At 36.3% G+C, this 21,098-nt stretch carries 19 protein-coding genes; 4 read left to right on the top strand and 15 right to left on the bottom strand.

All coding sequences use genetic code 11. The annotated features are described in order from the left end of the window. Positions 1 to 35 precede the first annotated feature (35 nt). The 5 genes from MKX39_RS00770 to MKX39_RS00750 form a co-directional block, all read right to left on the bottom strand. Positions 36 to 875 carry a MerR family transcriptional regulator gene (locus MKX39_RS00770; RefSeq protein ID WP_340767914.1) on the bottom strand — a complete coding sequence of 280 codons (840 nt, stop codon included), beginning with the start codon at positions 873 to 875 and terminating at the stop codon, positions 36 to 38. Between the two features lie 72 nt (positions 876 to 947). Continuing rightward, the gene (locus MKX39_RS00765; RefSeq protein WP_340767913.1) at positions 948 to 2,606 is read right to left on the bottom strand and encodes a hypothetical protein; all 1,659 of its coding nucleotides are present in this window, start codon (positions 2,604 to 2,606) and stop codon (positions 948 to 950) included. 101 nt (positions 2,607 to 2,707) lie between these two features. After that, positions 2,708 to 3,934: an MFS transporter gene (locus MKX39_RS00760; protein ID WP_340767912.1), complete on the bottom strand. Its 1,227-nt coding sequence runs from the start codon at positions 3,932 to 3,934 to the stop codon at positions 2,708 to 2,710. A 195-nt stretch (positions 3,935 to 4,129) separates the two neighbouring features. After that, complete coding sequence (locus MKX39_RS00755) at positions 4,130 to 4,819, bottom strand: GNAT family N-acetyltransferase (protein WP_340767911.1); 690 nt, start codon at positions 4,817 to 4,819, stop codon at positions 4,130 to 4,132. Between the two features lie 14 nt (positions 4,820 to 4,833). Next, entirely contained in the window at positions 4,834 to 5,946 is a 1,113-nt protein-coding gene (locus MKX39_RS00750) for a mandelate racemase/muconate lactonizing enzyme family protein (RefSeq protein WP_340767910.1), read from the bottom strand. A gap of 89 nt (positions 5,947 to 6,035) precedes the next feature. Here MKX39_RS00750 and MKX39_RS00745 point away from each other — a divergent pair, with 89 nt between their 5' ends. Then, positions 6,036 to 7,283, top strand: a complete 1,248-nt coding sequence (locus MKX39_RS00745) for a hypothetical protein (RefSeq protein ID WP_340767909.1) — start codon at positions 6,036 to 6,038, stop codon at positions 7,281 to 7,283. Between the two features lie 290 nt (positions 7,284 to 7,573). Here the strand turns inward: MKX39_RS00745 and nhaC are convergent, their stop codons facing one another. From nhaC to MKX39_RS00725, 4 genes are all read right to left on the bottom strand, one after another. Further along, entirely contained in the window at positions 7,574 to 8,977 is a 1,404-nt protein-coding gene (gene nhaC, locus MKX39_RS00740) for a Na+/H+ antiporter NhaC (RefSeq protein ID WP_340771285.1), read from the bottom strand. 128 nt (positions 8,978 to 9,105) lie between these two features. Beyond that, the gene (locus MKX39_RS00735; protein ID WP_340767907.1) at positions 9,106 to 10,203 is read right to left on the bottom strand and encodes an amidohydrolase; all 1,098 of its coding nucleotides are present in this window, start codon (positions 10,201 to 10,203) and stop codon (positions 9,106 to 9,108) included. A gap of 30 nt (positions 10,204 to 10,233) precedes the next feature. Further along, complete coding sequence (locus MKX39_RS00730) at positions 10,234 to 10,428, bottom strand: YwbE family protein (RefSeq protein ID WP_093536628.1); 195 nt, start codon at positions 10,426 to 10,428, stop codon at positions 10,234 to 10,236. A 175-nt stretch (positions 10,429 to 10,603) separates the two neighbouring features. Further along, positions 10,604 to 12,829: an S-layer homology domain-containing protein gene (locus tag MKX39_RS00725; protein WP_340767905.1), complete on the bottom strand. Its 2,226-nt coding sequence runs from the start codon at positions 12,827 to 12,829 to the stop codon at positions 10,604 to 10,606. 289 nt (positions 12,830 to 13,118) lie between these two features. Between MKX39_RS00725 and MKX39_RS00720 the strand changes: the two genes are divergently transcribed. Beyond that, positions 13,119 to 13,559, top strand: a complete 441-nt coding sequence (locus MKX39_RS00720; protein ID WP_093536632.1) for a peptidylprolyl isomerase — start codon at positions 13,119 to 13,121, stop codon at positions 13,557 to 13,559. 89 nt (positions 13,560 to 13,648) lie between these two features. Here MKX39_RS00720 and MKX39_RS00715 read toward each other — a convergent pair whose 3' ends face one another. The 4 genes from MKX39_RS00715 to MKX39_RS00700 all read right to left on the bottom strand — a co-directional run bounded on the left by MKX39_RS00715 (position 13,649) and on the right by MKX39_RS00700 (position 17,019). Continuing rightward, positions 13,649 to 14,755, bottom strand: a complete 1,107-nt coding sequence (locus MKX39_RS00715; RefSeq protein ID WP_340767903.1) for a DUF1648 domain-containing protein — start codon at positions 14,753 to 14,755, stop codon at positions 13,649 to 13,651. After that, positions 14,752 to 15,141 carry a GntR family transcriptional regulator gene (locus tag MKX39_RS00710; protein WP_340761118.1) on the bottom strand — a complete coding sequence of 130 codons (390 nt, stop codon included), beginning with the start codon at positions 15,139 to 15,141 and terminating at the stop codon, positions 14,752 to 14,754. The genes MKX39_RS00715 and MKX39_RS00710 overlap by 4 nt, the downstream gene beginning before the upstream one ends. Positions 15,142 to 15,252: 111 nt before the next feature. Beyond that, on the bottom strand, positions 15,253 to 16,557 hold the full coding sequence (locus tag MKX39_RS00705; protein WP_340767902.1) for a D-serine ammonia-lyase: 1,305 nt from the start codon (positions 16,555 to 16,557) through the stop codon (positions 15,253 to 15,255). A gap of 15 nt (positions 16,558 to 16,572) precedes the next feature. After that, positions 16,573 to 17,019: a GNAT family N-acetyltransferase gene (locus tag MKX39_RS00700; protein WP_093536640.1), complete on the bottom strand. Its 447-nt coding sequence runs from the start codon at positions 17,017 to 17,019 to the stop codon at positions 16,573 to 16,575. A 255-nt stretch (positions 17,020 to 17,274) separates the two neighbouring features. On the opposite strand from MKX39_RS00700, the gene MKX39_RS00695 reads away from it, so the two are divergent. Further along, complete coding sequence (locus tag MKX39_RS00695; protein WP_340767901.1) at positions 17,275 to 17,451, top strand: hypothetical protein; 177 nt, start codon at positions 17,275 to 17,277, stop codon at positions 17,449 to 17,451. 91 nt (positions 17,452 to 17,542) lie between these two features. Here MKX39_RS00695 and trhO read toward each other — a convergent pair whose 3' ends face one another. After that, positions 17,543 to 18,490, bottom strand: a complete 948-nt coding sequence (trhO, locus tag MKX39_RS00690) for an oxygen-dependent tRNA uridine(34) hydroxylase TrhO (protein WP_340767899.1) — start codon at positions 18,488 to 18,490, stop codon at positions 17,543 to 17,545. Between the two features lie 299 nt (positions 18,491 to 18,789). Here trhO and MKX39_RS00685 point away from each other — a divergent pair, with 299 nt between their 5' ends. Beyond that, positions 18,790 to 19,557 (top strand): hypothetical protein, encoded by a 768-nt coding sequence (locus tag MKX39_RS00685; protein ID WP_445678013.1) that lies wholly within the window; start codon positions 18,790 to 18,792, stop codon positions 19,555 to 19,557. Between the two features lie 150 nt (positions 19,558 to 19,707). On the opposite strand, the gene MKX39_RS00680 is transcribed toward MKX39_RS00685, so the two are convergent. Continuing rightward, a complete protein-coding gene (locus MKX39_RS00680) occupies positions 19,708 to 21,075 on the bottom strand; it encodes an ABC transporter substrate-binding protein (protein ID WP_340767898.1) in 1,368 nt (455 codons plus the stop codon). Between the last annotated feature and the right edge of the window lie 23 nt (positions 21,076 to 21,098).

Here is a 21,098-nt window from a genome sequence, read left to right as displayed (position 1 = left end):
TATAAATAAAAATAAACCCTATAGTAACTATAGGGTCAAGTAGTTTGAATAGGTATTTTGAGTTCTACTAAAAATTCATCTTCCTTGGAAGCCGAATAATTTATCGGCATCCACACGTCATATACAATGGGATCTATTACTACTTGGTGTTTCTCTATATAGTCGATTAACTTTTGGTAGCATTCCACATATTCATTGTCTTCCAAAACAAATGAAATGCTAAGGTATTCTCCAGCAGGTAACACACTAATTTCCACATCTTCATATTTTTCTTCAAAATCCTTATCCGTTACGATATATGCAAAAAAATAATCATAGTTTATATCATTTAAAAATTCATATTTTTGGAAGGAAAACGCTCCACCATACAATGTATCAAATATGCTACCTTCATCTTCTAACACTTTACTAATACGACCAAACTCCCTATTTGGAATATCATCGACCTTCATATTATAGGTTTTAATCTTCACTATTTTTTGTGCCGGTAAGTTCTTTTTGCTAACCGTCATCATATTTGGTTCCAGCACGAAAGATTGTATTTGCTCTTTTTTGCGCTGTAATACCCGCTTCGTATTATGGAGCCTTTGAAATTGTTCCTCAATTCTTTTCTCTTGGGTTTCTAAATATATAACTAGTTCTTCAGGCTTTAACTTTAAGACTGATTTAACCTCTTCTAGCGATAATCCAAGGTACTTTAATGATTTAATAATGTCTAAATAATATAATTGCGTATTTTGATAATACCTATAATTATTGCTCGTATTTATCTCGAAAGGTTTAAACAAATTAATCTGATCATAGTATCGTAAAGTTTGAACCGATATATTGCTTAGCTTTGCTACTTCCCCTATCGTTAAGTAATGAACTTTCAAAATCATTTCCTCCGTTTATTAAGCTCTAATAAAAGCTATCCTATTTAATCTAGGATAGCTTTCATTTATATACTATTCAATTCCTTGAATCGTTACCTCTTTTACTGGCAAGAAAAGTTCTCCTGTATTTAAGAAAGTTACTTGTACTTTATCTCCTTCTTGCATATAAACGGCAAGGGGAGCAACTTCGGAAGATACGATATAACTTTGTTTGTCATCTAATAGGAACGATACTTGCGTAAAGTCGCCTACACGTTCTTTAAATACACGTACAACCGTACCAGTTATCGATTTCTCTTCTGCATCGGAGCTACCATCTACCGAACTTCCACCACGTTGAATAGCTGTTTTATATAGTTTTAGCGCTTCATTTGGCGTATTTCCGTAAACAGATATCTCAGGATTTGCTGCTGATACTATAAAGTAATTTTGCAAGAACCCATTAGAGTCTAACACTGGTGTTAACCAACTAGCTTCTCCGTAAAAATTGTACAATACGGGCATCTCGCCAGACCATTTTTTCTCAATGAATTTCTTTTCGATAATTTGTAATGCCCCTTGAGAATCCATATATGAGTCTTCTAGATTTCCTGTATAAAACGTAGCCTCGCCTGTTCTACCATCGGTTAATGAGTAACCAAGCATCGAGTCTACTCCCTCTTTTGGACTCGTAAAGTCTGTGAAGTAATACATTTGTCCGTCTTCTCCGAAGATTGGACTAACATTTGCTTCTGTTCCTTCATCTGATGGTAATCTCACATCTTTTTTACCAAATAGACTATTGATAAATCCATGTATATAGTTACCAAAATAACTATTTTGTAGACTCACCGTTTCAGGTGATACAGCGCCGTCTATAAATGCCGGGACATCTGCAATTTTATAGGAATCCGTCTGTCCTGTAGCAGGATCTACCGCAACGATACCTTTTACCTCAAATCCATTTCGCGCTGAGATGAAGCTACCGTAAGATCTGATGTAATATGGTTTTCCTTCCTCGTCAATTTCTAACTGAGGTGCACCGTAGAAAATTTTAGTTGGATGTTTCATACGCATATGTCTTTCCAAATTTTTATGGAAGTAAGAAGACGGTGTATAGCTCATTTCTGCTTCTACAAATTTTGGATTATCCGATGAATCTGTTGCACTCATTGTAAAATAACCCGGTGTTACGTCTCCATTCCACCATTTGAATAGTCCAGAAAATTCTACTGGAGCAATATATACGTACTCATCTTTTACCTTTTGAATTTGTAAATTACCTAATTCATAATAGCTTGTATTTGGTACTTGACCAAAAGCTTTTTTCATTTTATTGCGTGCAAATTTTGGTGGTACACTAGCAGGTGTCTTCGTTTCATCAAATGCTTCAATTTCCACCTCTTGTTTCATTTCTGCTACTTTAAATTTTTCATCAGCATTCCAAAAAGGCGCCGTCAGCATGAAAATTGCGATTACTAAGCTTCCTAAAAACAGAATACCTTTTGCTTTTTGCTCTTTTCCTTTAGCTAACAACATTCCTGCTAATGTTGTAATAACTAGTAACGGCCATAACGCTGTCCAATTACGATCTAAGTTCGTTACATAATATATAATCGCTAGTACGATAAAAGTTAATATAGACAGACCAATAATGGAAGTTACCATATCTTTTCTTTTAGCTGTTAACGGAACAACTAATAATGCGGTAATTATAGCTGCAACTGCCGAAATAATAAATACACTGGTCATTTTCTCAATCCCTCTCTTTTTTGTTCATAGTTATTTTACGGACGAGATGGGAAATGGTTTCAAAAAAGACGCTAGAGTAGCAACCAACTTGCACTAGCTCCCTAAGTATTTGCTATAACTGGACAATTTATTTCCTTTTCTTTAACACCCTTTTTCAACGATATAAGTACTAATGACAAAGAAACCATTAATATCCCACTTAGCACGATAAAACAATAAACGATGAGGTCTGAGGACACCATTTCAGTAAATAGTGCTAATAAGAGAATTCTGATTAAAAGACCTGATGTACGAAACAAACTATCTACTCTCCCTATTATATTGTTGGGAATATGATCCATTAAGAAAGAGTTTCTAGCAACCCTTGTGCTGCTATTACCTATTGCCAAAAATAACATAAGGGATAGGTATACAGGTAAATCCACGAAGACTATTAAGGATATGGCTATCGTATATACCAATATCCCAAAAATGATCGTCTTTTCATTTCCAAACTTACTGGATAATGTGGGTACGAAAACACCAGCAATTACTGCTCCTATTGCGTAGATCATTCCTTCAATTCCATAAACACTCGCATCTGCCTCAAGTACATCCACTAAATAGACAGGAAATAAGTAATTTGTAAGCATCACTCCGATAAAAGGCATGAAAGAAAACAATAAAAATATAAATACAGCAGGACGAGCCAACATATACCTAATTCCTTCACTTACCTGTGATTTAACAACTTCCGTTTTTATAGTTGGTAATCTCACATACGGTAACTTCAAATAAAAGAAAATAGCAGCACCATAAGATATCGTGTTTAGTAATAGAATATAATGCAGTTCCCATTTCATCAACAAGATACTAGCTAAACCACCCGCAATCATACTAGATAGTTGTCCCTGGACTTCCATCGTTCCATTTAATGATTTATAATGATCCTTCGTAAATATCTCTTGATTTAGAGCAAACATCGTCGGATAAAAAATAGTGTAATACAAACTACCAATCATATAGATAATCGTATAATGCCAAATTTCATATGGTAAGCCCATAAAGCCTAGCAGAGAAAATATAAACAGTAGAACAAAACATACGATTTCACTAACAATTAGTAATTTCTTTCGAGATACTTTATCCACTAGATTCCCTATAAATGGTGTGAGGATAAAACTCAATATCGTCATACCAATTGTTATAAATCCAAAAACCTTATTACCATCATCACTTGATACAAGCATCCATGGTATCGCAATCATCGTTATTCCCGAGCCAATAGAAGAAGCAATATTAGCTGATATAATGAGTCGAAAGCGGGAGTCTTTATATAAGTTTTTCATTTGAAACACCCCTTAACTTATTCTTATTATTTCACTATAATTGAAAATTCTGCTATTTGGTTCAGCCATTGGTCTTGAGTCTTCCTCATACATTTGACGGAAGCAACTGATAGATTGTAAATACCTTTTCGTGAATTGATCATATTGTATACAGAAAAAACCACTCAGTGAGATTAATCACTAAGTGGTTTGGATTTAAAAATATGTCCCTTTTTCTTCATAGTTTACATACCATTTGTTTTCTTTTTGAAAAATAGCTGTACCAATCCAGCCATCCGCGATAACCTGCTGCTGTTTCTCAATCGCATCCATAGGAATTTCTAATAACTTTTCTCCACTGGCACGATTCACATGAATTTTTTTATAAAATACGTATCGCAGCATGCCTCCGTATTTCTTTTTTAAGGCGCCTATTACCATTCCTTGGCTAAGTTTGTCTTTTAAGCTAGGAATATTAAATGGTGCAACTGTTGCACAGACATGTGTATAAGTTGAAGCGTCTAGGATTTCCATAATGATAACGCCAAGTTTCTTTTGCATACCAAATCCTCGGTAATCTGGGTGAACATTCGTAATTTCCTGATAAACGACCTTCCCCAGTTGCTCCGAGGACAGACCAATATCAATACCTAGATGATCATCATCCATTGGTGGTAACGCCAAAGCTCTAAATGCGATTAACTTATTGTCTACAAATGCTCCAATCATTAAGTTATGTGCTATGGAGTACTCATATTCTTCTTTTGTTAGTGGAGAGAGGAAATTATCATTTTCCATCGTTTGTAAAACGATATGTTGTAAACGTAAAATACTATCCATATGATCGGGCTTTAACTTACGAACAATATATTCTTTCTCTCCAAGTTTACCTTTCCATTCCTTCATGCGAACACTTCCTCTTACATTGTTACTTTTGTGGAGAACTCAGTTAACTCCTTGAGTATTTCTTCATCTATATCAATTCCTAGTCCAGGGCGTTCATTTAACTGTATAAATGGAACATCATAGTGTAAGTTCCCAACATCCTTAGAGAATTTTAAAGGACCAGTTAGTTCTACACTAGTAAATACTTTTTTAGAAAATGCAATGTGGAATCCTGCTGAAGATCCGATAGAAGATTCAACCATGGAACCGATTTGGCAATCGATACCTGCCATTTCCGCCATATGAGCTAATTTCATCGCTGGGTAAATCCCACCGCACTTCATCAGTTTAATATTCACTTTATGCGCAGCCTGTTTTTCGATTAGCTCACGCATATCACGAAGGTTTCGTAAGCCTTCGTCCATCATCAGAGGAGTACTTGTTTTAGCCTTCACTTCTACCATTCCATTGAAGTCATCCGCTACTACCGGTTGCTCTAACCAATCTAGTCCTTCCTTTTCTAACTTTTGCATAGCCATAATGGTAGTAGCACTATTTTTCCAACCCTGATTTACATCTACACGAATGGCAACCTCTTCTCCAACTTTAGCCCGTACTGCCTGAATACGTTTTACATCAACCTGTACGTCTGTCCCGACCTTCATTTTAAAAGAGGAATACCCTTCTTTTATCCTTCTCTCAGCTTCTTCTGCCATATCATCTGGTTTTCCAATACTTAAAACATGTGTGACAGGGAACTTTTCGTGGTAACGCCCGCCTAGTAATTGGTAAACAGGAACACCAAGTTTTTTTCCTGCTAAATCGTAGCAAGCAATGTCTATGGCTGCTTTTGCTGCAGGAGCCAGATAAACGGCCTTGTCCATTTTTTCATGTAAACGTTCAAACTCCATAGGATTTTCTCCAATAATAGCTGGTGCTAATGTAGATTTCAGTAATGCATATGTACTTTCCCAAGTTTCCCCTGTCACATGCTCATCTGCAACTGCTTCTCCGTATCCTACTAAACCTGTATCTGTCGTTAGCTTAACAATAATAGATGGCATATCATCGTAGGTATGATAACTTATTATAAATGGATCTATTAAAGGTAATCTAATTGCGTAAATATCTATTTCTTTAATTTTCATTATAAATTCCTACTTTCTTTACATCATGAATGTAATTCGATATAGTTGTCGTTAAATAGTCGTTAAAAACCTAAAAAAGAGGTGACCCAATGATTACACGCATTGCTGTACTAGGATCGGCCAATTTCATCAAACGTTTAAGAAGTTTTGAACATGAACTTCCATCCGTTAGAATGGATTATTATACATATAATATACCTTCTGATGCAAAAGATATAGTATCAATTATAAAACCTTGTGATGCCGTATTTTTTTCAGGATCATTTCCATTTTACTACGCGCAAGAGTCTGTTTTAAAACTACCAATTCCATCTTTTTATTTGAAACAAGATGAAAGCGTTATCACTACAACTCTACTATCACTTAGCTTTACTCATCCAACTGCCATACATAAATTATCAATTGACATAATCGATCCAGCAAGTGCAATGAGTGTTTTAGAGGATATTGGGCAGTTCAATGAAACACCCTTTTTGATGAAAATTGATACCTCCTTTGACTTAGAGGAAATAGTAGCATTCCACACAAACTTGCAGAAAAATGGATCCTCCTTATTAGCCATAACTAGTATTCACGCAGTTTATCAAAGATTAAGGGACAACGGTTTGTCTGTCGTTCGAATGATTGATCCAAAAAGCTCTATCATTAAGGGATTAGAGGATACAAAATCACTTGCCCTTCTATTCAAAAGTCAGTCAGCCAAAATAGCCATTGGTTATATACAAACAAGTAAAAATCACGCCATTTCAGAAGACAAAGTAAAACAGATTGCAGCAGCTATTCAAGCTAACACCGTAAAAGAAGCAGACAATTTATATAGCTTATTTTCAACTCAAGGTAATGTGGAAGAAGCTTTAAACAATAATTCCATGATTAATTCCTGGTTGAGTTCATCTTTTTCACCCATTAAAATCGCTTTCGGCTATGGAAAAACAGTTATAGAAGCTACTCAAAATGCAAAGGACGCCCTATCTTATACTACTGATAATACAGCTTACTTATTAACGGATTCCAAGGAATTACTCGGACCGTTTCCGAACAGCAATAGACAGGTAGAACTGAAAAATAGTGATCCACTACTTGTGCAAATAGCGAAACAAACAACATTAAGCCCAGCAAACTTGTCCAAAGTAGTAAAATTTAGTCGTCTAAGAAAGTCCACCGAGTTTACTGCATATGATCTAGAAGTCTATTTACAAGTTAGTAGAAGAACCACTGAACGTATCTTAAAAAAACTTACAGATCATGGGTATGCACAGATCATAGGGGAAGAGATGACTTATCAACAAGGCCGACCACGCGCTATATACGAGCTAAACTTTCCAACCTACAGCTAGAACCTCGACATCTGCATCGCAATATCAATCAGTATCTTTTAATAGAAGTTTTATGAAAAAACAGGAAAAAGATTCCCGGTCCTTTAAGAACAAAATTATTATGTTCCGAAGTGCTTTGGACAGACAGATTTATTTCTATATGATTACCAGGTTACTTTACTTGAAGCTAATCATGACTATCATCATGACCGACATTTCTTTTCGGTAATTTTATAGCGTTTGCCTTCCATCAAAAAAGGGAGTTCTAATAAGAACTCCCTTTTTCTATTCAATGCTTGCACATTTTCGAATTATGCTTCTGCAGTTTCTTTATTCAATATCTCTAACTTTTCAGCCTCTGATAATTTTTGAACCGTAAAGCCAGTCATGGCATAGATAATAGAAATAATTGGTACGATAAAGTTTAAAATGGCAAATGCTGCATACTCCGCTACCCCAACACCTAATGTCGCTAAGATAAACACTCCACACGTATTCCAAGGAACAAAGACCGAAGTAAGTGTACCTCCATCTTCTAAAGCCCTTGATAGGTTTTTAGAATGTAATCCCATTTTTGTGTATGACTTCGAAAACATACGAGCTGGCACAACGATAGAAATGTACTGCTCTGAGCAAGTTGCATTGGTCGCGAAACAAGCAACAATTGTAGATGCGATAAGCGATCCTGCTGATTTAGCAAATTTTAAGATTTGACTCATAATGGATTGAAGCATTCCTGAGTATTCCAGTATCCCACCGAAAGTCATCGCAACAATCGTCATGGAAACTGTATACATCATCGAATCTAAGCCGCCACGGTTAAACAATTCGTCTACCATCGCATTCCCAGTATCGATTACATACCCACTCTGTAATGCTCCAACTGCATCTGCAACATTGCCGCCTTGGATAAGTATTTGAGATAAAAAGCCCAATAAAATCCCAACAAGCAATGCTGGTATAGCTGGTACTTTAAGCGCAACTAATACTATTACCGCAAGTGGAACTAGTAATAACCATGGCGAAATGACGAAGCTTTGATCTAACATAGATATTGTTTGGTTAATACCTTCTTGGTCGATATTACTAGATTTATATTTATTTCCAAGGAAAGCATATACACCAAGAGCTATTAAAATTCCTGGTATTGTAGTATAAAACATATGTTTAATATGTACAAAAAGATCTGTGCCCGTTAATCCCGCAGCAAGGTTTGTTGTATCAGATAATGGCGACATCTTGTCCCCAAAGTATGCTCCTGAAATTACAGCTCCAGCAATCATTCCAGCCGGAATTCCCATACTAAGACCAATTCCCATTCCTGCAACACCAATAGTTCCCATAGTAGACCATGAACTACCGATGGCTAGAGAAACAATGGCGCAAATTATACATATTGTCACTAAGAAGAAAGCAGGAGTAATAATTTTCAAACCATAAAAAATCATTGTAGCAACTACCCCTCCGCCAATCCAAGCACCAATGATTAGTCCTACTAAAATAATAATAACTACTGCTGGTAATGCTAATTTAATACCTTTATACATCATTTCCTCAATATCAGACCATTTAAATCCATGCTTCCATGCAACAATTGCCGCAACAGTAGTTCCAACGATTAATGGAATATGTGGACCTTGATCTAATTTAATAATTGTTATAATCATAGTCAGTATCATAATAACTAATGGTGTAAGAGCCCAAAGTAAAGACATCTCTTTTTTACTTACTACTTTCTGTTCTGGCAAAATATTTCCCCCTTACAACTTTAAGACAATTCTAAATTGACGTTTAATAGTCGTTAATAGAGTAATATTAAATCGAAACGAAACACTAGTCAATATTATTTTGCACTATTTGAAAGCGTTTTCTCTATTACTTTTGCACCTATTATTAATGCATCTTTGTTAAAGGTCATATTGGGGTGATGTAATCCTGGTGTCAAATCCGCACCAATACCAATCATTGCGGCTTTTACTTCTGGATGTCTAATAGTATAGAAGTGGAAATCATCGCTTCCTGAAGTGATTACTTCTTCTGCTAAATTTTCCATACCTATAACTTCCATTATCGCTTGTTTTGAAATTGTTGCAGCCTCCTTCGATACTTCAGCACCTGGTGTAATATCTTGAAATTCCCACTCGATCTTTATATCAAATAATTGTTGAATTGTATTCAAGTCTTTATCTATCTGATCTTTTAGTTGATACAAAACACTATTACTCGCTGCTCTCACATCGATAGAAAACGTAGCATTTCCCGGAATGATATTCGCATTTTCTCCGCCTGCTTGAATTTTTGTTAGCTTCGCAGAATATGATTCGAATGGGGAAAAGTACATGTTTTTCAATGCTTGATGAATGGCCATTACTACATCAATGGCATTATTGCCTTGATGTGGCCTAGCACCATGTGCATCTATTCCTTTTATCTTACCTTCTACAAATAATGCCGCACCATGGTGTATAGCTGGTGAAACTTTTCCAAAAGGAAGCTCCTCAATTGGTCGTAAATGCACACCAAATAGATGTGTTACATCCGTCAAGGCCCCACGGTCAATCATCGAATTTGCTCCATTACCTTTCTCTTCTGCCGGTTGAAAGATGAAGCGGATTCGTTTATTCAACTTTTTATCCTTTAGTAACAATAATGCTCCCAACACCATAGACATATTGGCATCATGTCCACAGGAATGATTGGCACGTAACTCTCCATCCACTTCTTGCCAGAGAGCATCAATATCAGCTCGAACCGCAATTACTTCTGACCCTTCCCCGATTTCCGCTAGCAATCCAGTTACATCATCAAATCTACGATAGGAAATACCCAAACTATCCAGAATTTCCGCAAGTTTATTCGTCGTTTCGTATTCCTTCCAGCTCACTTCTGGATATTGATGAAAGTGGTTAAACCACTGTAAAATTTGAGATTCTACTTGCACTTTCAACTACACTCCTTTTCACCTTATAATTTATCCTATGATTTCACAAACTCGTCCTATTTGTCCATCTGTTAAGCGAACTTTTATGCCATGCGGATGAAAGGAAGAATTCGTCAATAAATCTTTTACGATCCCTTTCGTTTTCTCTCCTGATCGTTGATCTTTTTTTAATACGATATACACTTCTATGCCAGGTTTAACGTCTTTTCTATTCTGTCCATTCATTTGAATTCACCTCTTTTTTTATCGTACCACTTTCATGATCTAGTTTCAGTATTTTGAAAATTAAAGTGTGACATTGAAGGTAAATCCTAATCTAATTCTTCCTATTTTAACGCAGCAATATAGAGGGTCATGACTGGTTGTCATGACCCTCTAATTTTATTTATATTTCTATGATTTAATAACTGTATCTGAAATCTCTTCCCTTATTGGAGATTTCATGAGCTAAGCGGATTGAGGACACCGCTAAATCTGCATATGTTATTTCTTTTTTGGGGTTAAAATGATTTTTTTCTGCCTTTACTAATCCAAGTGAGTTTGCCAAAATCACATAACCAATATTTGCCTCCGTAACTTTTTTGCCATCAGTAAATTCGTTTTTAAAAATATTTTTTTGTATAGCTGCTTGCTCAAGACCTAGTGCTCGAATATACCATACGGCTAGCTCTTCTTTAGTAACAGGATTACTTACATCAAAGGTCTTTTGATCTGTTTTTAAAATACCCGCTTCTACTGCACGCTCAACAGCTTGATAGGAAGCATGTTTGGAGTTAATGTTTGTAAAAGATTGCTTCATACTCTCTGACTCTCTAATGTTTGTCTCATAAATATACGTTAAAGAATTCATCATGATCTTGATTGCTTCCCCTTTAGACACAGCTGCATCCCCGTTAAAGGTTTTTGGATCATTTACCGTCAATACCTTTGCCTTAATTAAATAGTTCAGCTCTTCTGCTGCTGTTGGATGAGAAACCTCAGGTGTCACTTCTATATTGTATTGATTAATCCATTTTCCAGAATTGGCATCTAACACATTAAAGGCAGTTTCATTGAATAACGGAGAGTATATTAAATCATAATGACTATTTTCTTTCTTGTGATTTCCCTTCATATAACTCATTTTTAGACTTAATGCTTTACTCAACGTATCCTCCACTTCTTTTAAAGAAATAACTTTATCCAATGTCGGCCATTCTTCAATTTGTGGCCTGCTTACACTTAGATTTTCCAAAGAGCCATCCTTATAAATACTTACACTAATTTGATCCCCACTAACCATTACCCCATTTACTATACGAGGGAAGTTTAAGTAGTAATTCCCCCTTGCGTCATCGACAAAACTGTCCTCTAAAGGCATAGCATATTCATGAAGATAAGATGGCACTAATTCCTTTAAGTACTTGACTGCTTGAGCAATCGCCTCTTCTTTAGAAATAGGAGCAACTTCCTCCTTTGTACCGTTCAGTTCAATCATCATACTATTTTGTGCATTATGATACTGAAGCAACTCCCCAGTTTTCTTCTCAAATTCTAATGAGGAACCACTTCCTCCATTAGCGTAGTTATACATATATTGAATACTTATTACTTCTTGCCCATAACTATTTTTTACTTCTTCTACTGATTGAATACTCAACTTGACCTTGTCAGACTTTACTTGTAATAACTTTTCTGCTGCTTTCTTTGCCTCTTCCTTCGTCATTCCATTTTGCCTGACTGGCAATGCCGAGTTAGTAACCTTTTCATATTCCATTTTAGTTGGTTGTTCCGCTAAAAATTCTTTACCGTTAAACCATTCACCCGTAACAGCACTAACACTCAGAACATCAGGCACATAAACCAGTTTTACATCATTTTCCCCAGTTTCATAGTTGGTGTTAACTTGATATTGTAGCCTCGCGGTAAGATTTTCTTTCATTTTTTCTAATGCGTCCTTTTGATCTTTCACCTTTTTTACATCGTCAAAAGTAGGAGATTTAGTTATTGCTGAATTATAAAAATTTACAATTTCTCCGTTTCCAAGAACTGTTACAGTTACAAGTTGATCAGCAATCGCAACATCATCCTTCATACGATTGAAAGAAAAAGAATAACTAATAGGACTAGTTAATATTTGTTTTGAGTAATAAAAGTAATCATTATTTTCTTCATTTAATTTGTAATTGCCAGCTTTAAGAAACTTCTTAACGAAGTCAGTTGCCACTTTTTTAGCTTCTTCTTTAGAAACCTTGGCTGGAAACAAAGAGTCTGGAGTTCTAATCGGCTCATAGCTGAAGGATTCTACCTCTAAATCTTCTCCATAAAACGATATATTCCCATAAGTATCCTTCCCATTCTGCAACTTATTGAAAAACATCTGATAATTTGTTTCCTCCCTCTCCGGGTAATCATATGAACTCATATGAAAATCACTTGCATTCACAAAGTCAAAAAACCCTGGAAAAGCAGAGCGAAACTTTTTAAGTAAGTCCTCCTTAGTAACAACCTTTTCTGTTGAATTCACCTGTGCTACCACATTTACTGGTTGTCCTCCTACAGTAACTGTACTCGCTGCACTAACAGCAGATGAAAACATCCCAATCGATAAAGCAGATGCAGTTAATATAATCCCTATCTTCTTCAATTTAAATAGTCCCCCTTTTTAGGTAATAATTATATTGTAAAGCAAATTTTGGTAATTATAAATAGAATATTAATATTTTTATAAAGATTCTTTCAATTAACTAATTCGACAGGAGTGCTAAATAACCTTTATCTGTAAAACATCATTAGTATTAGGTAAGGATTTTGACCACAATAGGCTAATTTCTTTTTAAAAATATACGAAACTCTTCTACAGTCTCTGTTTTTGGAAAATGATTTAGGTACATGCTATACTAATGAAGGATTTAAACGAAAAAGGAGTGTTTTAAATGACAAAAAAAGGTTATATCTTAATGGATTCTGGTGAAAAAATTGAATTTGATCTATTCCCAAATGAGGCACCAAACACAGTTGCAAACTTTGAAGAGTTAGCAAACAGCGAATTCTATAACGGAGTAGTATTCCACCGTGTAATTCCTGGTTTCGTAAGTCAAGGTGGAGACCCAACTGGTACAGGTATGGGCGGTAGCGGCAAAAACATTAAATGTGAAACAGCTGGAAACCCACACAAACACCAAGCAGGAAGCCTTTCAATGGCACATGCTGGTAAAGACACTGGTTCTAGCCAATTTTTTATCGTACACGCACCTCAACCACATTTAGATGGTGTTCATACTGTTTTCGGTCAAGTTACAAGTGGACTTGAAGTAGCAAAAGCTATGAAAAATGGCGCTAAAATGGAAAAAGTAGAAGTTTTCGACGCTGAATAAGAAAACTGACGCCGCTTTGCAGCGCAAAGCATACTCTTTCTTGAAACAAGCAAAAAGCAGCTCCCCAATAATTGGGGAGCTGCTTTTTCTTATAATAAAAATGATATGCCGAATATAAGTAGAAGAGGCACGAGTAAAACAATCCAACTTATAGGATGAGCAAAATTTAAAGTCCAACCTACACCAAATCGCTTTTCTACCATAATACTTGGATCGTTTTTGTTCATGTAAAACATCCCGCCCTTCCAATATCGGTCCTCGTCAACAGCTATCTTGTTTTCTATGGCTGGACTGTTTTCTTCTACTTTTAATCGAGATCCACTTTGTCCTACTTTAATTACATAAATGCCAACAACTGCAAATGTTAGTATTAAGAAAGTTAGAGGGAGAGCCCACATGATAAGAGATGAGGATATCTCGGGATGAATCGTCTGCAAGTGAAAATATCCCATCATAAGTGTTATTCCAATAGTGATAAAGAGCGCTAACAAACTCGTATATTTTCGAAATGCTAGTTGCTGCACAAGTGAAGCTTTTTTATTGGCTGGATTAAGGCGAGCTCCCGAAAATTTCATACCTTCACTCATCATAAGGAACATACCTTGCATCACAAGTAAAATAAGTGGCAGTGCAACTACACTAAAATATGTTTTTTCGCTGAACGCGTCTGCTTCTCCTGTAGGTCCCCAGTGAGTAGGAATCATCTCTGGCATTTGGTCATATTTCATAAATGTATATATGATTAAACCTATAGTAACAAACATAGGAATGATAAAGAGTACACGGGGTATTAGTTTGAGTTTTTCCTGAAACTTTACATCAACTACTCTCACTTCACTTTTCCCTATTAACCACCCTTGTGTTTCTTTTAGTCTTTTCATTCGAAGATGCATCATAAAATAATAGCCAATGCTCACAAACAACGTTGTAAACTGAACTCCTACACTCACTAAAGCTAACGTTTCTTCTGCCGGATTTTGAGTTAAAGCCCACCAGAGATAGACCCCAAAAATAATCATTCCGAACGTTAGTACAACCGTCGTATAGGTATTTTTTAATTTTATCACCACTGAATCTTTTGTATGACTATCTGGTATATACACGCCAAATGCTTCTGTTGGCTTTAGAAATTTCGGCATAAATGCTTGTAAAATAGTTATAAATAATAGGATGAATCCAAAGAGTGTAATAATCATTTGTTCCCCTCCTCAATATTCTGTACGAGCTTGCGTACCATCTCTACTAGTTCTTCTTCTGAGAGCTTTCGAACTAATCCCTCTGTAATAATTGGTCTTAGCTGAGCTTCAAGTTTTTGCTTTTCTTCCTCTGTTGCCTTCGGAATACCACTTGGTCGAATAATTACACCTGATTTTGCCACTATTTGTATAAACTCTTTTTCCTCTAGATAGTGATATGTCTTATTTACTGTATGCATATTCATCCCAAGATCACTCGCAAACGCTCTAACAGACGGTAGCGAGTCACCTGGCTTTAACTCACCTCGTACTATACCTTCCATAAGTTGGTGTGCCAACTGCAAATAGATGGGGACATCAGAATTAGATTCTATTTCAATAAACATGAGTCACCCTCCCTTATTTTGTTCTATATATAGCATAACACATTTGTTCTATATATAGTAGAGCAAATAACAATAAAAAAACCCTACTTAGACTCTAAGTAGGATTGATATTTAGTTCAAAAGATATTGTTTTCCTTTTTCATAATAGATTTGCATTTCCTGAGAAGGAACCATTCCTCCGCCAGTTGCCCAAACTATATGAGTAGTTTTTTTCAAGGGTACTCCTTGTGTTGTTAAATGAATTGGTCCTGTCATGCCCGCAAGTGCAGAAGGTTCTAATAGAATATTTTCCGTGTCAGCCAATAAAGCTAAAAGCTCATAAAGTGTTTTATCTTTAATCGTGAAGCTTCCACTTATGAGCTGCTCAAGCGTTTTTCCTACAAACCCTGACGGTCGACCTACAGCCAGTCCATCTGCAACTGTTTTGTTATCAAGGCCGATATCAGCTACTGAAATATTTTCATGTAATCCGGTCATTAAACCAAGTAGCATGCAAGGGGAGTTCGTAGGCTCTGCAAAAAAGCACTTCACATAGTCCCCGAATATTAGTTTTAGTCCAAACGCCACTCCTCCTGGCCCACCACCAACTCCACAAGGCAAATATACGAAAAGTGGATGTTCGGCGTCGACAATGATTTGCATTTGTTCTAGTTGAGTTTTCAACCTACTTGCAGCAACAGCATATCCGACAAATAAGTCGATGGAATTTTCGTCATCGATAAAAAAGCACTTTGAATCTTTCTCCGCCTGTTTCCTACCTTCCATCACCGCAATACTATAGTCAAAGTCATACTCTACAACCGTTACGCCTTTTGAACGAAGCATATCCTTTTTCCATTGTTTCGCATCACTAGACATATGCACAGTTACTCGAAATCCTAATTTGGCACTAATTATTCCTATGCTTAATCCAAGATTTCCAGTAGAACCTACTGCAATCGAGTAATTTGAGAAAAACTGTCTAAATCTATCGGTTGAGAGAATAGCATAATCATCTGTTTCTTCCAATAAACCTTCTCGCATCGCAAGTTGCTCTGCAATTTTAAGCACCTCATAAATACCACCACGGGCCTTTATAGATCCTGAAATTGGTAAGGCATTATCACATTTTAACAGCAATTCTCCATCAAACTCTGTATGAAAGAATTTTTTTATGGAAGATTCCATTGTAGGAATTTTTACAAGTGGAGACTCAATAATCCCCTTTGCTTTTGCTGTTTCTGGAAAAGCAATACATAAATAAGATGCAAAGCGATCTAAACGATCGCTTGCATCTTGAACCATTTCAGCAGTAACAGAAACATTTTTTAATGCCTCTTCTGAATCTATTTTATTTGGATTAAACCATATTATTTCTTCTTTCCTTTGCATCTTGGAGATTAAGGGGAATTTCATTTCTAATTGTTGGTTATTCATCGTTGTAAACCCTTTCTATTCTAAGCTCAACACATGCGTAGTATCCGGAGAGCGCTCGTCAAATTTAAACCCATTAGCACGGTAAAATGAATCTGCCTTTGCGGACTCTGTTTTAGTTGTTATTTCCTTAAAGTGACCTTTGGCATTTTCAGAAACCACTTTCAACAGTTCGCTTCCTATACCCTTGCGACGATGCTCAGGTAATGTATAAAATCGATATAGTCTTGCGGAGTTGTCAGCTTCACTAGCAGTATTTTTAAACAAACCACCTAGTGCTACCAGTTCATCTTCATCCCACGCTCCATAAATTGCCTCTCCTTGTTCGCTGAAGCGATGTGTCCCGTCTTCATATTCGGAAGCTAATCTGGATACAAAACGATACCCTTCCTTTTCACTTTCTTGAATTAGTTTGGATACGTTGACTGCGTTCAAATCTGAAATATTTTTCACTTCGATTGACATATACGTTCCTCCATTCTATTTTTGAAAAATGAACTCTTTGTTACTTTCTATATAGGAAGGCAAATCCCCTCTATATGTTTAATATATTACCATCATCCATGCTTTATACTGTCCTGCTTAGTATACGTCATTTACAATCAGTGTTTATTTTGGTGAGCCCGTTGAAGCAAGTAAAATCAATGTATCGTTTGCTTATGGCAGAACTTATGAGGAACATTAACGTCCCTATATTAAATTAACCAGAGGAGTGAGACAATGGGATTTTGGTATTTCTTAATACTATTCGTAGGAATATTTTTAGTAATTAAGGGGCTACTTGGAAACAAAAAATTCATTTTAATAGTTGTTGGACTATTATGTATTGCGTTATCAATATTTATGTTTTCTCCAGGAAGTGCTGAAATCATTTCAGAAATATTCCATTTAAATTAGAGGTCGGTAGTTTGAAGTCGTGCTCGTGGAAATGATTTTCATATCTATTAAATAAGCCCATGCTAGTCAAATCAGCATGGGCTTTCGTTTATTATTTTATAGCAGCTAATCTAGCTTCTACTTCTTCATCAGATAATTTATGTTCTACGATGTAGCGATTGCGAGGATGCTCGCGGCATTCGTCCGAACAGCTGCGCAGATACTTATGTTCGTTTTCTTCTGAGCAAAGAATTTTGTCATTACAATCAGGATTTGCGCAGTTTACATAACGCTCACATGGCTCCCCTGTGAAATGGTCTTTACCAACCACGACATGCTCTACCTGGTTTACCGGGACAGCGATACGCTCATCGAATACGTACATTTGTCCATCCCAAAGTTGTCCACGTACTTCTGGATCCTTGGCGTAAGTTGCAATTCCACCATGTAGTTGACCTACACCCTCAAAGCCTTCTCTTACTAACCATCCTGAGAATTTTTCACAGCGTATTCCGCCAGTACAATACGTAAGTACTTTTTTACCTTCGAACATTTCTTTGTTTTCAATCATCCAGTCTGGTAGGTCCCGGAAGTTGCGAATTTCTGGACGAATCGCACCACGGAAATGTCCTAGATCAAATTCATAATCATTACGAGCATCAATGACAACTGTATCCTCTGCCTGCATTTGTTCGAAAAACTCTTTCGGAGAAAGGTATTGTCCTGTTATTTCATTTGGATTAATATCGTCCGCTAATCCTAAATGCACAATCTCTTTTTTAGGACGTACATGCATTTTTTTAAAGGCATGTCCTTCTGCTTCATCTATTTTATACACCATGTCAGCAAATCGTTCGTCTGCCTTCATCATATTCATGTATGCCTCAGTTTGTTCAAACGTTCCTGAACAAGTTCCGTTTATACCTTCGTCTGATACTAAAATACGCCCTTTTAACCCGATTTCCTTACATGCTGCAAGATGTTCTTGCGCAAATGTTACTGGATCTTCAATCGGGACATATTTATAGTAAAGTAATACTCTGTATGCATTTGTGTCCATTTTTTACTCCACCTTTTCTAATTTTGTCCACCGTATAATATACCAAAAAAAATAGCAAATGTTAAATAGATTGTTTCTTTTTAAAATTAAAAAAGCAACTCAAAGACTTGAGATAGAAAGTTTAAATTCTCTTTTAGGTACTCTGTTTAATAGTAGAGCCACCATATACTGTATTTAAGCAGTTTGGCGTGAAGGTTTTACAGTACTTGTAGAGAATCTAATATAGTGGCAGTAGGTTTATTTAAAATAATTTACCGAGTAGATAATAACAATTTCCAGAAGTAGGTGACCTTAATATTATGTTAGCATCCAAAAGCATTTTAAATACCTGGATGAAGTTTGATGATTTCCCCATGGAGACATTGACAAAAGTTTGGTTTTACCACAAAAATAGCGTAACAAAACAAAGAGATGTTTCTCTTATGAGAGAACACCGGCATCAATTTGGTTTATCGGGTAATTGCTTTGACCTTGCATTTCTGTTACTTGATGAATTTAAAAAGGATGGTATCACTGCCTATCCGATAGGCCATAACTTAAGTACCCCTCATGCTCATGTTGCAGTCATCGCTTTAGATGAGTTAGGTAACCGTTTTTTTTGTGATTTAGGAGACCAATGGTTAAGACCAATCTTAATAGATACCGACACCCAAGAATATACTGATGAAAAACTCAATGGTTTTTTTCCAGCAGCAACGATTCAAGTGAAACCAAGCAAACGCGGTATAGAGATCCTTTACCACAGACCAAATGGGAAAATATCGAATCAGGTATTTGATACTAAACCAATAGAAATGAATTACTTTATGCAAGCCGCCGAGTTCTCTCAAAACTTTATTAAGCCGCGACCTTTATTAGAATGTAGAACTCCTTTTAAAAATGAAATTGCACATTGGGAATTCTATAACTGGGAAAGTTTTTTAAGTACAAGTGAGGGGTTGTTTAATGAACCGAAGTTGCATTCAATAGAAGATTGGGCTGAAAAAATAAATGATATAACTGGTTATGATCTGCAGTTTTTAGTGGATGTCCTAAAGCAATACAAGGAATTATCTACCCTGGAATAATAGAATTTTAGTATATCGTATCTCCATCAAAAAGATTAAGTTGAGCTCCATAGGTAAGGCGTTATAATATGTTTATGTTATTTACGGGAGCATAACAAAAAACGAACAAGCAAGCATATGAATGCCTCTTGTTCGTTTATATATTCTTGTCTATTTTGTTTTATTGGCAATTTCTATCGCACGATTGGTACCTTCTGCAGCTGCATCTAGCGCTTCCTGAGCATCCATTCCTTGGTATAGATTTTCAAGAGCCGTTACAATCTGTTGACGTGATTCAGGAAATACCGATATTAGAGCACCTTGTGTTGCAATAGAAGGCTCAGTGCTTTGCAATTGATCTACAGTAACTTTTAACTGTGGTGTAACCTCCCATGCATCTTTGACGTTTTGTTCTTCATATGCAGATGGGTTAATGGCGAAGTACCCTGTTTCTAAGTGCCATCTTGCTTGAATCTCTGGCGTAGTTAAGTATTTCATAAATTCCCAAGCTGCTTCTTGTTCTGCTTCTGCAATTCCTTTAGACATCCATAGGGATGCACCACCAATTACAACACCATTACGTTTTACTTCGTCTGCGTATGGAATATATGCTGCTCCTACTTCAAAAGGAGCGTTATCAATAATACCTTTTACCCCTGCAGAGGAATCCATATACATTGCAACTTTTCCAGATTGGAATGCTGCGCGAATATCATCCCAATTTGTTCCAAAGTTCCCGAAAGTTCCTGCTTTGTTCATCGTGTCTAAAAAATTGAAGGCATTTAGTCCTTCTGGTCCATTGAAAGTAGCTTCTGTTGCATCACCAGCACGACCATTTTCTTCATTTACATATAGACCACCTTGCGTAGCAACTAACTCTTCAAAAAACCATCCATATGTCAGCATGGAGAAACCTTTCATATCATCTGTTTTTAATTTTGCAGCTGCATCAATAACCTCCGAAAATGTTTCTGGGGCTTTTTCTGGATCCAGACCAGCCGCTTTAAATGCATCTTTGTTATATAACATTACGGGTGTTGATGAGTTAAATGGCATAGAGTATAACTGATCATCTACCGTGTAGTAATTTAATATATTTTCTTCCAGCTGAGAAAGGTCATATTTGTCTTTATCGATAAAATTCTGGATTGGCTCTACAAAGCCACTATCAATCATATATTTTGTTCCTACTTCAAATACCTGCGTTATGGCTGGGGCATCTTTTGTACCTCCAACACTACGAAGCTTCGTTAATGATTCTTCATATGACCCTTGGAATTCTGCCTGCACTTCATATTTATCCTGAGATGCATTAAAATCTGCAACAATAGCATCTAAAGAAGTCTGACCTGCTCCAGACATTGCATGCCAAAAGGAAATAACTGTTTTGCCTTCTTCAGTGGTAACTACTTCTTTTTCTGTTTTTCCCTCATTACCATCCTTTTCAGACGAACTACTATCACTGTTGGTACATGCTACTAAAGCAAAAAGACTAAGTAATAATAAAGCTAAAAATCCAAATTTAGATGATTTCCTCATAATTAACGTACACCTCTTTTTTA

Source organism: Psychrobacillus sp. FSL K6-1464 (assembly GCF_038003145.1).
Classification (GTDB): Bacteria; Bacillota; Bacilli; order Bacillales_A; family Planococcaceae; genus Psychrobacillus; species Psychrobacillus psychrotolerans.
Note: the sequence above shows the minus strand (reverse complement) of the source record. Positions and strands in the feature narration are given on the sequence as shown.